We start from the raw sequence: 12,335 nt of genomic DNA on the forward strand, positions 1-12,335 counted from the left end.
GCTTGCGCGCGTTCGCCATCCACCTCGATTCGGCTATCGAAACCGAACGCGTTCGTATCTCAAGGGAGATCCAAGATGGGCTCGGGCAGGTACTGACGACTCTGGCTATTGATCTAGCCTGGTTGACTAATCGGGTGCGAAATACGGACCGGGACGGGACCGCCAGCTCCGTTGGACAAAAGATCGCGTCGATGTCCGAGCTAGTCGATAGCGTGATCGGTGACATCCGGCGCATTGCGAGCGACTTACGGCCTCCCTTGTTAGACAAAGTCGGGCTATCCGCGGCCATTGAGGCGCACGCCCGGCAGTTCCAAGAACGCACGGGGATCCGCTGCCACACAACGCTCCAAGACGAAATCGATATCGCCCAAGAGCGAGCGGTGACCGTGTTCCGCATCTACCAAGAAGCGATGACCAATGTAGCTCGCCATGCAGGCGCGAACTGCGTCACCATCCGGGTATCCCAGCGGGATGATGTACTGACGCTTGAGGTCCAGAACGACGGACGTGCCATCAGCACCGTCGAGGCTTCAAACCCACGCTCCCAAGGCATGCTGGGAATGCAAGAACGCGCGCGGATCCTGGGAGGATCGCTCGACGTCATAGGCATCCCTGGCACCGGCACTGTGGTTAGACTGGAGGCCCCCAAGAACCACGTTTTGACGACTCAGGCGCAGGCAACTGGACAGAGAGAAATCTCCAATACCATAAGGATCTTGATCGTCGATGACCACCCCCTGATCCGTCAAGGAGTGAAACAGATCTTTATGGAGGATGGTCTAGCGGTTGCCTTCGATGAGGCGCACGACGTTGCCAGCATGCATGAGCGCATCTATACCAAGGACTTCGATCTGGTGTTGCTTGAGCTTTCGCTGCCGGGCACGAGTGGGCTTGACTGCGTACGCGAGATCAAGCGCATACGACCGAAACTGCCGATCCTCGTGTTATCTATGTACAGCGACAGTCAGTTCGCCCTCCCGGCGCTAAAGGCCGGAGCAGCAGGTTATCTGACTAAGGAACGGGCGCCTAAGGAACTGCTCAGGGCCGTCAAGAACATCCTCAAGGGCGATAAATACATAAGCTCCGAACTGAGCAAGCGGCTCGCCCTCGAGCTCGTCGAGTGCGGCGGCAAACTACCCCACGAGATCCTCTCACAAAGGGAATTCCGGGTCATGCTGTTGATCGCGTCTGGCGAAACACTTAGCGCCATCGCGAAGCAGGCATCGCTCAGTCCTAAGACCGTGAGTACCTATCGCAGCAGAATACTGCGAAAGATGCACCTAAAGACGAACGCCGACTTGACTCGATACTGCACGCGCCATACACTCATTTAGTTACCGGGCTACGTTGCAACATCGGCCTCATCCAAGGAATGTTTGTGCGCTCCGTGGATTGCCAATCAGGCTGCTGTTCCGAATGGGGCGATCGACGGATTCGCTACGCTGCCGAGCTTGTAACGCATCCCTTACAACAATCAAGAATGTTCCTGATATACGCCGTCCGACGGCGAACACGGCGAAAGAACAGGTAGGTTAGCGGCCTAAATTATGGCGAACCGCCTCGCCGCTACGACCGAGATCATAGGCTCTGCTGGGCCATACCTCGCCTCCGCTCTTTACACCTCGGCAAAGCATGATCTCGCCAAGCTTCAAAATCAATGGGTAACAGAGTAAACTTACATCATAAAATGAGCGGATCTCTGAGACTTACATCATAAAATGAGGGGATGTCTGAGGACTGCGCGAATAAAAAGCGATAGGTTCGTATGTCAAACTACCCGGAGGGGGGGAAATGTATATGGCCCATTCTGCATACTTAAAAGACCTACCGGTTGAGCACCGCTGGTTTAACGAGCCGCCGCCACTGGAGGGACAGGCCGAGATCCTAAATTCGGCGCACCTATTGATCCGCGACACCAGCGATCACATTGTCTTCTGGAATAGCGGTGCAGAAGATCTCTACGGCTGGACCGGAGGCGAAGCCTTAGGACAGGTATCACATGACCTGTTCCAGACGCAGTTCCCCGAGAGCCTGGCGAGCATAAGAGCGCAACTTTGGCGGGACAGTCAGTGGAAAGGCGAGCTCCTGCATCGGCGGCGTGACGGCGAACAGATTGCCGTAGCCAGCCATTGGGTGTTGCACCGGAATGACCAGGGCCTGCCGCGCGCCATCCTCGAGGTCAATAATGATATTACCGAGCTTAAACACTCAGAGCAGACGATTCAGCAGCTCAACACGGCTCTGGCGAACGCCATGCCGGGTATTTCCAAGCTCGATGCCAGGGGGCGGTACACCGAGGTCAACGAGCACTATGCTCAGATGCTCGGCTACGCCTCTTCCGAATTACTCGGTAAAGACTGGAGAGCAACAGTTTACCCGGAGGATCAGCCGACCGCGTTGCAGGCCTACGAGCGTTTACGCGCCGAGGGTAAAGCGGAGTTTGAAGCCCAGGCAATACGCAAGGATGGCTCGGTATTCTTTCAGCGCGTGCTGCTGGTTGCGATCACCGATCCCAGCGGCAAATTTGCCGGGCACTATGGTTTCATGTGCGACATCACCGACCGTAAACACGAGGAGCAGATACATCAACAGACAGACGCCGCTATAGTGCTGGCCAGACCTGATCGAGATAATTTGGACGGTCATATGACGACGGATGGTCGCGCGGCGCGCACCAAGATTATTGTCGTAAACATGCCGGACGCGCAGGAGCGCCGCAGCCGCTTCGCGGTTCGCGCACGCAACGCCACCGTGGCCTGGAGCTTTTTTTCCGCGTATTCGGTGCTGCATCCCGCTTTGACCTACACCGAACAGGAAGCGATCGTCGCCAAGGGGCGGCCGCTGCGAGAGGGCGAACTGGGTTGCTATTCGAGTCACTACGCCGCCTGGGAGAGCTTGCAGGCCGATGATGCCGACCAGTACATCGTGCTGGAGGACGACGTCATCGTCGATTGGGCATTTATCGGCAAGATCGTAGGCATCGACTTTGCCGCGATGGGCATAAACTATCTGCGACTCTACTATAAGCGCCCGGTCGAGCAGTCGATCCTAAGGCAGACCTTCGTCGATCATTCCAGGTGGATTGTCGAACTATTGGACTATGCCTTCGGCACCCAGGGCTACCTGATCACGAAATCGGCGGCCAAGACTCTAATGTCCCAATGCCGAATCGTCAGGCGCCCGGTCGACGACGAGATGGATCGGTCGTGGGCTCATGGGGTGCCGAACCTGGCGATCGTCCCCTTCCCGATCATCGAGGAATCCGCACAGTCGACAATCGGCGAGGCGCGCTTTGAGAGATTCGCCATCCCGCGACATCTGAAGCTCAGGAGGTTTGTCGCCAGAGTGACGGAGCGCTTACGGCGCGAAGCGGCAAGGTTGGCCGCAAAGTTCCGGCGCCTGCGGACCGGACAGCGCAGGCAGCCCTGGCCGATGCAAGACCCGATTCTATAGATCCCTTCTGCCGGGCTGATGGCGGAAGGCGGCGCGGCGGCGCAGAAGCCTCAAGACCAGCAATGATCATTGGTCCCGAGCGGACCGGCGGCTGCGACGCAAAGAAAATGTTCCGATGTGACGACTCCACCTGGCAATGAAGACGGCGGGCAGAATCTGTGCAGCGAAGATCTGAAGAAGAAGACCCGCTCGTCGATCCTGTGGACGCTGTGCCGGGCTGCGTCCGATCAGGTGTTTTCGTTCGTCGTTTTCGTGATTCTGGCGCGATTGCTGTCTCCCCACGAGATCGGCACCTTTGCGATCGCTATCGTTTTTTCGGAGATTGGCCGCGTGATTGCGGTCGAGGGCATGGTGCAGAACATCCCGCGAGCCAAGACGATGTCCCCCGCTCTGACCGACACGGTCTTCTGGACGAACCTGGGGATGGCCTTTCTGATTGCCCTCGCAGTGTGGCTATTGGCGCGCCCGATGTTGGACCTGATCGATCAGCCCGATGCCGCGGCACCATTGCAGGCGCTTGGTTTTGTTCTGCCGATCGTCGCTTTGGGTGCCACCCATATGGCGCTGCGCCTACGGGAGTTCGGCCACAAATCGCTGGCCTTGCGCTCGGTGGTCAGCGGCACGATCGGCGGCGCCGCGGCGATTGCCGCCGCCCTTGCGGGCTGGGGGGTGTGGAGCCTGGTGACCCAGCGCTTCGTCACTGAAGTCGTGAACACGATCACGTCGTGGCATGCCCACAAATGGGTGCCCGGACGCGGCTTCTCTTTCGCGCAGTTGCGAACGATCGCGGGATTTGGCGCCAACCTTACCATCACCCAGATCATCTTCGTGCTTCTAGTCCGGGTGCAGGACGTGATCGTCGGCGCGATGATCAGCGCCGCGGCGGTCGGCATTTATAGGACCGCCTGGCGGACGACGGAACTCATCGCCGTCGGGGCGATTCAGCCCTTCACCACTGTGGCGCTCCAGACGTTATCGCGGCTGCAAGGCGACCGCGAGGGCATGGTCAAGGCCTATCGCTGGATGCTCTCGACCAGCGCCGTCATCTCGTTTCCGGCCCTGGTCGGGTTCGGCGTCGTGGCGCCGGACGCGGTGCCGGCGATCTACGGCGCGAAATGGGTGGAGGCCGGCCACCTGGCCCAGGCCTTCGCCTTCATGGTGGTGCCCTTCACCCTCAACTACTTCGCTTCGCCGGTCCTGAGCGCCTTGGGCATGGGCGCGAACATGCGGACGCTTGCGATCGTGCAACTGGTCCTGACGGTGGCTCTGACCATGCTCGCCGCGCCGTACGGTATTTTCGCCGTGGCCTGCGCCTATGTCGGACGCGCGTACCTGACGCTCCCGTTGCAGATCTGGTTCTTGCGGCAAAGTGCGGGCATTACCGCCCGTATCACGTTGCGTGCGATTGCCGCGCCGTTTTTCGCATCCGCGATCATGGGCCTTGCGGTGTGGTGCATCATGGCGGCGGTTCGACCGCATATCTCGGTTGCGCTGGTCGCAGTTCTCGTCGGAGTCGCGGCGGGCATCGTCATCTACAGCGTCGCGCTGCTGGCGCTGTCGAGACAAATCCGGGGCGTCGTTCGGCGCCAGTTCGTGACGCGCATCTTGAAGAGACCGGCGAAATAGCAGCGCCTTTGGCAGATGTCGGAAGGACCATCATGCAAGACCAGGTCGGAGCCGGGCCGTTGATCCACCGGCTCCAAAAATCCATCAAGGATACGCTGTCGCAAGTCGTCCCTGCGGGGCTGTTAGCCCTGGTCGACTACCCCGACCATGCGAATGTCGGCGATTCGGCGATATGGCTGGGAGAGGTCGCCTATTTGGAGCGGGAGCTTGGCCTTCGCCCGTCTTATGCCTGCTCGCTTGCGGACTATTCGGCCGCAACCCTCAAGGAGTGCCTGCCGAGCGGCGCGATCCTGATTCATGGCGGTGGCAATTTCGGCACGCTTTGGCGCAAGCACCAGGATTTCCGCATAGACCTGATGGAGCGGTTTCCAGACCGGCAAATCATCCAGTTGCCGCAGTCGATCCATTTCTTGGATGACGAGTCGATCGCCGAAACCGCTCGGGCCATCCACAAGCACGGCCGCTTCACACTCCTGGTGCGGGACCGCAAGTCCTATGACTTCGCCGCAGCGAAGCTCGACTGCCCCGTCCATCTTTGCCCCGACATGGCATTCTATATCGGACCGACCGAGCGCGTGCCGCCAAAAGTCGATCTGCTCTATCTGCTGCGGACGGATCATGAACAAGCCGGCACGCTTCGCCCCCCTGATACGGAGGAGACAAGGATCGTCACCGATTGGCTCACGGAAGCCCGCCATCGGCTCCGCCTCACCAAGGTTGGCAGCCTCGCCCGCAGCGTCCTGGCCGGCCGCCGCGCGGCGGCCCGCGCCGGCGAGACTTACAACGCCCTGGCCTGGAGCCGCTATAGGAGGGGCGCGAAAATCCTGTCGCAGGGCAAGCTGGTCATCACCGACCGGCTGCATGCCCACATCATGTCGATCCTGTTGGACATCCCGCATGTCGCGCTCGACAATTCCTACGGCAAGCTGGGCAGCTTCATCGCGGCCTGGACAGGGGATTTTTCGAGTCTGCGGCAGGCCGCCACGATGGAGGCCGCCATCGTCCGGGCGCGGGAGCTGGCGCAGATGGCGCGCTAACGGAGCTGGACCCGACGAAGAATCAGGTTGGGGCCGTCATCCACAGCAAAGACGCCGGGATGCGCGCCCAGGAATTCGTCGGTCGCCGCCCGGCACCCACCATAATCGTGGTAATCGTCCAGCGCGATGATCCCGCCCGGCGCCAGACGCGTCAGGACGGCGTTCAAGCAGAGCTCCACGGGGTCGTACCAGTCGCAATCGATATGAGCGAAGGCAACCTGCGGCCGCGCATATCTTAGCCATGTTTCGGCAAACAGCCCCTTATGCAGAAACACGCTGCGACCATCGACCGGCCGTCCGAATCTGGCAAGCGTTCCGGAAACGCTCTCATAGAGATCGTGGCGGTAGCCGTAATAGCCATCTCCGCCGATGCCGATCGATTGTCCGGAGGAGATGACTTGATATCGCTCCTTCGACTTTGCGTCGTCCTTGGCCGAGTTCGGCGGCGGGATCAGGCCGAACACGTCGAAACCGTGAAACTGGCGCTCCGGCGAGACACGCCGCGCCAGCAAGACCGACGACCCACCGAGCGCCACGCCGAACTCGAGGATGTCACCGGGGACCTGGCGATCGACGACATCGTCCACCGCTCTTGTCAGGCGCGAGATCTTCTCTGGGCTGAGATAGGTCAGTCGGTCGCGCAACACGGAACGCGCATCTTGAGGCAGCATCGCCACTTGGCTTTTGCGGACCAGCCATCTGAGTGCAGACATCATCGCGCGCTCCACTTGCTTGACATCGCGTGAACGATACTTACCCTTCTTAATAGCGAGGATCTCCCGCGCGAGTTTGCTGGCCAAAATCCGTAGTTTGAGGATCCTCGCTTTTATAGCTGACAACAAGAGAAACGTATGCCCGCACGCAGTATAACGTAGTTATCAATACCAACGTCCGTGAAAAGAATACTGGAGTATATCGGCGGTAAAAAGGGTATTGATGTGCGCATCAATGGGGACAGGCCCTATGATATCCACGTCCATCATCGGAGGTTCTACCGGCGCGTTTTATGGAACTATAGCCTCGGGATCGGCGAAGGTTACATGGATGGTGATTGGAGCTGCGAGGACCTGGAAGGCATGTTGACAAGGTGTTTGCGGATGGTTACGACCTCACAGAACGTCAGCATCGTGTCGAGCCTACAACACACCTTGTTTAACATGCAGACGATCCTGAAAAGCAGACGCTCCGCCGAGAGGCACTACGATATCGGTAATGATCTGTACGAAGCAATGCTGGACCCCTATATGCAGTACAGCTGCGGCTACTGGAAGGATGCCACGACCTTGGAAGACGCACAGCTTGCCAAGATGGACCTGATTTGCAGGAAGCTCCGCTTGCAGAGGGGAGCAAAGGTCCTGGACGTCGGCTGTGGATTCGGCGGATTGATGAAGTACATGAGCGATCGCTATGGCGTTGACGTCACCGGGGTAACGTTATCGCGAGAGCAGCAAAGGTTGGGACAGGATAAGTTTGGTCTCGGCTCCATATTTCTGCACGATTACCGCGAGCTTCGAAAGTATCCTCGGAGATCGTATGACCGCGTGGTCTCCGTTGGCATGCTCGAGCACGTCGGATTCAAGAACTATGCGGACTTTTTCGAGTCTGTCCGGCATGTTACCAAGGACGATGGCATCTTTCTGCTGCATACCATAGGGGGTAATGTATCGGTTGGACGCCCTGACGACTGGGTGGACAAGTACATCTTTCCGAACGGTATGACGCCCTCGATTGCCCAGTTGGGAAAGGCGATGGAGGGGTTGTGGGTGATGGAGGACTGGCATAACTTCGGCCCCGGTTACGCCAGGACTTTGGATGCTTGGAACCGGCATTCGAAGGCATATCTTCAGGGTTCGGATCGGTATCCCCTCCGCTTCCAGAGGATGTGGGAGTTCTATCTAGTGGGTTCTAAGGTGATATTCGACCTCAGGGCATCGCAACTATGGCAGATATTGCTGACCCCTTACGGAGTGAACGGCGGGCTCGAAAGAATTGACTAAGAGTTTGTGAAAAAACCGTCGCGAGCGAAGGGAGGTCGCGTTGCATCCTCGGCGCCAAACAGGGCCATTCCCTGGCCCTGGCTTTCCGCCGGAGCGCAGGACGGTTTCGCCGGGAGCGAAACGGAGCGCAAGCCCCGAAGGGGCGAGTCCCAAGGATGGGGCGAGCAACCGGAGTGTATATTGAAATACATGAGGATTCCGAGTGCCGCCGGAACGCGAGATCCCGAGCATAGTAGGTTTTTTCACAAACTCTAAGCGCACCCTCTTGCGGCTCGGCTTGCTGGGGAGCTAGGGCTTGGGTGCCGGTAGTTCCGCGTTCGGCGTCTCGGATGAGCGCACCTGGGGTGTGAATAGGGATCTTCCCCGCTCGATCAAGCGGTCGAACAGCGTGAAGGCGAACTCCACGCTGTACCCCATGAGAAAGGCGACGACCACAGTCGAGAGCTTGTAGGTTTCGAGCTCCGCCTCATCGAGGGAGAGCATGATGCCGCCGATGACCCCAAGGAGCCCACCCAGGCACAGGCGCATGCCGAACTGTCCCCCGAAGCTCAGCGCATAGCTGTTGTACGCCAGGTTAAAGAGCGAGCGGCGCACCAAATAGGCGATGGCGCCGAGCAGACCCAGTATCAAAGGCATAACATATTGGGAAAGAATGCTGAGCAGGGATCGCGCGTAACCCTCGATCGCGAGCACGGTCTTTATCTGCTCTTCGCGGTCCTTGGAGACAGCCCCGGCAGGCTCGGGGTACAGCCACCACCAGATCTCCATCAACCTTGCCTCGGCGCGGCTCGTGACCTCCATCTTCCGCTCCAGGTCCGCCTGGCGGTCGACGAGCGGCTTCAAGGGCGCGGTATCGTCCTTGATGCCGGGGCTCGCGTCCCGCAGATCCCCGATGTGCGCGGTAACGGACTGGTATTCTTTGCGGAGATCGGCGTGGTCCTGGAGCGCGTCGGTAAGCAAGATGACGTAGGCCTGCGTGATCAAAAACATCGCCACCATGGTGATCAAAAGGTATACGGTTTTGCGCAGCTCCCGGCGGATGCAGTCCACGGCCGGCCAGGTTTTCGCGGCCTCGGTTCTGGGCGACGCCCGCGCTTGCCGGATCTGATCGGTGATGTCCAGGCTCTCGTCGGTTGCCGGCGCCACCAACTTGCTCAAGCGATTGTAGCCGTCCCATAGCACCGCCTCCTCCTCGGGCGTGAGCGTATCCGGCTTCCGGCGCAGGACCGGTATCACGCTGTCGATGAGCGCCTTGCCAAGTTCGATGTCCGGGCGCGAGGCGGCGTAGCGCAGAAACCTGTAGACCGCTGCCTGCACCTCGCAGATGCGGTGCTGTTGCACGGCATCCGGGGGCGCCGGCGGGGGTTCTTCCACACCTTGGCCGGGCTGGAATACCGCCACGGAGCCCACCGCGAGCTTTCCCGATTGCGTGGCTGAGAGCAATTCGGCGCGGCGCGCCGCGGCCGCGCCGTTTCCGGCGGCGGCCCCGGTCGATCCCTCGCCGCGCTCGGGTTCGACCGAGTGGGAGTGCTGGCTCATCGGACGTCGATCTCGAAACGACATGGCTTCGCGCCCGTTTCCCCGGCGATGGGCATGATGCATCGACTCCACATGCGATGAATGAGGGTTAGCATAGCGGCACGGACGGTGTATTGTTAATAGAAAACGCCTGGGTTCGGCATGCTTTTCTACGGAGTATTTGAGCCGGCGGCCGGCGCCAGCCCGCGTTCGATCAACCGTTGTTTCTCACTGGCTAAGAGCGATTCGCGGGCACAGATCTCGCCCCCGCTAAAAAGCTTGCTATCAATGACGAGCTTCAGCTCATTCGCTAACGCCCGGAAGCCGGGGTGGCCTTGCTCTAGCCGGCCCTCGACAAACGCTATTTGAGCGATTCCATTCAGGTAAATGTGTCGGACCTCGCGCTTATAGCGCTCAATGACCCACACCTGCACCTGAGCGTCGATCGCCGCCTCGATCTGGGACAGCCGCCTCAGCATCAGGTATTGCAAGATCGATAAAGTGTCGGGGTCATCCTTGGCGTGGGAATAGATAATGAGCACATCGTCGAGCGGTATCTCCGCGTAGACATCGGTGACGAACACGTGGTTGCGATGCTGCGCCAAGTCGTCGTAGGAGGCGTAGCCGAGTGCCAATAACTCCGCTCCGAGCCCGTGCGCATCGCGGTTAAAGCCCAGCGCGCACACGAGCTGTGCCTTGGTGAGGCCAAGGCGCGCGGCGGCGTTGCCGAGTCTTTTGCGTGGTTGGGCGGACGGCTTGTGCTTGCCGAGCCGCTCGCGCAGGTCCGCGGCGCTCGCGTGCAAGATCTCGGAGAAGGTGGTGGCCGCCGCCACTGCCGCAACCATCGGACGGCTCCGGGAAGCGCGTTACATCCTAGCTACGCGAGGCTCTTGGCCAAGGCGTAGATTTCCTCGGCATCGAAAATTTGGTCGTTACGCTCGAACATCTTGCCGATGCAGGCGCGATGCAGGGCAATCTTCAAGGCACCGAACCCGATGGCCCCATAGGCGAGTTTTCCGTAGCGCTCCTTGGCGCGGTCCATCACATCAACGCCTCCCAGGCCGAGGGGCGGTGTGGCGTTAGCGTCGAGAAGCATTTCGATGCTCGGATGGTCCTTCCAATGTTCTTCATTGAGCAAATGCACGCCCGCGGCCCCCGTCGCCAGCACCACGTGCGCGCCTTTCAACACCTCTCTGACCGACGGATCGCGGACCTCGGGTCCATCGAAAGCGCAGACCGCCGGGGTAATATCCGTCCCAAAGCGCTCCTTCATCATGCGGCACGCGAGCTCTGCGCGTTCCATCTTGCGTGAGGTCAAGGCCACCTCGGCCCCTTCCTGGGTCAACATCGCGCTCGCCCGCTGACCCACCGGTCCCGTGCCGGCAAGCACCACCGCCTTCTTCCCGGCGACCGGACGCTGCTTGGTCAGGCTCGCCACCGCGGCGGCGGCTGTCGTGTTGCTGCCGTTGCTGTCAAGCATGATGGAGACGCGAAAGTCACCGAAGAACTTCTTTTTCACCGCTTTGAACAATTCCTGGCCCGCCCCGAGATCGCTGCCGCCGACAAAAATCGCGGTGAATTTCTTGTCCTTGGGCGCGCGCGTGAAAATCGTGCCTTCCACCAGCGATCCCACATTAGCGGGTGTCACCCCGCCATGCGCCGTCACGTGATCAGCGCCGCCGTCGTAGGCCACGACCGTGTCGAAAACGCTCGGAAGGGCGTCGGTATCGAACTGGAAGAGCAACTTTTTCATCGTTATTGTCCTCAATCGTGAGCAGACGTGATTCCTGTCGCTGGGCGGCCCGGCGCCGATCGTAAGCTTAAGGTACCGCAAGCCATGCATGGGGACAACTCGCTCAATCGAGGTTCCGGTCTCGCAGCGGGTTCGCGTATAATCCAGGCGCCGAAAAGATGCCGTGAGGGCGGGAGCGATGATTAAAGATAAATCGATACAGACGTTTCTAGACGAGCTCGCGAGCAAATCATCCACGCCGGGCGGCGGGAGCGCGGCCGCGATCATGGGGGCGATGGGCGCGGCCCTGGTCAGCATGGTGTGCGATCTGACCATCGGTAAGCAGAATTATCTCGATGTCGAGGATGATATGAAGGATGTCCTGCGCCGGGCCGAGGAGTTGCGGGAGCGTCTCACCGGCATGGTGCGCGCCGATGTCGAGGTGTTCGATCAGGTGATGGTGGCCTACGGCCTCCCGAAAGAGACCGACCTACAAAAGACCGCGCGCAGCGAGGCGATTCAATCGGCCTTGCGCGCGGCCACCGAGGTGCCGCTCAATTGCGCCCGGGCGTGCGCGGAAGCGATCGCCCTCTGCCAGCGGGTCGCCGAGAAGGGTAACCGCAACGTCATTAGCGACGCGGGGGTCGCGGTCCTCGCCGCCTACGCCGCACTGCGGAGCGCCGCCCTGAACGTCTACATCAACGCAGGCGCGATTAAGGATAAGCGTTTTGTCGAGGAGCGCTTGGCGGACCTGGAGCAAATCACGAATGGCGCGAATGCGTTGACGGAACAGGTCTATGCGCTGGTAAGGAACAAGCTTTAGAGAAGCTCGGCAAAAGTTGCTGCGCAGCCCATCTGCTTTGTCGCGTGCTCGCTCGTCGCTCGCCTATCTACCTGATATGTCTCGCGACTCGCTCCGCGGCTTCGCGCATCTGGGCTTGCTCGCGACACTTTTGCAGAGCTTCCTTAGAG

Annotated in this window: 10 protein-coding genes; 6 read left to right on the forward strand and 4 right to left on the reverse strand. The window is 59.9% G+C overall.

The features are described from left to right. The 4 genes from M3436_15480 to M3436_15495 all read left to right on the forward strand — a co-directional run. Positions 1 to 1,334, forward strand: a 1,334-nt coding sequence (locus tag M3436_15480; protein ID MDQ3565459.1) for a hybrid sensor histidine kinase/response regulator transcription factor, incomplete at its 5' end; no start/stop codon positions are given. A gap of 463 nt (positions 1,335 to 1,797) precedes the next feature. After that, the gene (locus tag M3436_15485; GenBank protein ID MDQ3565460.1) at positions 1,798 to 3,453 is read left to right on the forward strand and encodes a PAS domain S-box protein; all 1,656 of its coding nucleotides are present in this window, start codon (positions 1,798 to 1,800) and stop codon (positions 3,451 to 3,453) included. Between the two features lie 117 nt (positions 3,454 to 3,570). After that, positions 3,571 to 5,079, forward strand: coding sequence for a lipopolysaccharide biosynthesis protein (locus tag M3436_15490; protein ID MDQ3565461.1), 1,509 nt, complete (start codon positions 3,571 to 3,573; stop codon positions 5,077 to 5,079). A 32-nt stretch (positions 5,080 to 5,111) separates the two neighbouring features. Then, positions 5,112 to 6,116, forward strand: coding sequence for a polysaccharide pyruvyl transferase family protein (locus M3436_15495; GenBank protein ID MDQ3565462.1), 1,005 nt, complete (start codon positions 5,112 to 5,114; stop codon positions 6,114 to 6,116). Here M3436_15495 and M3436_15500 read toward each other — a convergent pair. Then, positions 6,113 to 6,844 carry a TylF/MycF family methyltransferase gene (locus tag M3436_15500; GenBank protein MDQ3565463.1) on the reverse strand — a complete coding sequence of 244 codons (732 nt, stop codon included), beginning with the start codon at positions 6,842 to 6,844 and terminating at the stop codon, positions 6,113 to 6,115. The genes M3436_15495 and M3436_15500 overlap by 4 nt on opposite strands. 165 nt (positions 6,845 to 7,009) lie before the next feature. Between M3436_15500 and cfa the strand changes: the two genes are divergently transcribed. Next, positions 7,010 to 8,113 carry a cyclopropane fatty acyl phospholipid synthase gene (gene cfa / locus M3436_15505; protein ID MDQ3565464.1) on the forward strand — a complete coding sequence of 368 codons (1,104 nt, stop codon included), beginning with the start codon at positions 7,010 to 7,012 and terminating at the stop codon, positions 8,111 to 8,113. A 288-nt stretch (positions 8,114 to 8,401) separates the two neighbouring features. Here the strand turns inward: cfa and M3436_15510 are convergent, their stop codons facing one another. From M3436_15510 to M3436_15520, 3 genes are all read right to left on the reverse strand, one after another. Beyond that, entirely contained in the window at positions 8,402 to 9,676 is a 1,275-nt protein-coding gene (locus tag M3436_15510) for a hypothetical protein (protein ID MDQ3565465.1), read from the reverse strand. 125 nt (positions 9,677 to 9,801) lie between these two features. Further along, positions 9,802 to 10,476 (reverse strand): hypothetical protein, encoded by a 675-nt coding sequence (locus M3436_15515; GenBank protein MDQ3565466.1) that lies wholly within the window; start codon positions 10,474 to 10,476, stop codon positions 9,802 to 9,804. Positions 10,477 to 10,508: 32 nt separating this feature from the next. After that, positions 10,509 to 11,384, reverse strand: a complete 876-nt coding sequence (locus M3436_15520; protein MDQ3565467.1) for an NADP-dependent methylenetetrahydromethanopterin/methylenetetrahydrofolate dehydrogenase — start codon at positions 11,382 to 11,384, stop codon at positions 10,509 to 10,511. A gap of 178 nt (positions 11,385 to 11,562) precedes the next feature. Here M3436_15520 and M3436_15525 point away from each other — a divergent pair, with 178 nt between their 5' ends. Next, positions 11,563 to 12,186 (forward strand): cyclodeaminase/cyclohydrolase family protein, encoded by a 624-nt coding sequence (locus M3436_15525; GenBank protein ID MDQ3565468.1) that lies wholly within the window; start codon positions 11,563 to 11,565, stop codon positions 12,184 to 12,186. Positions 12,187 to 12,335: the final 149 nt, after the last annotated feature.

This window comes from Pseudomonadota bacterium (genome assembly GCA_030859565.1).
Taxonomy (GTDB): Bacteria; Pseudomonadota; Gammaproteobacteria; order JACCXJ01; family JACCXJ01; genus USCg-Taylor.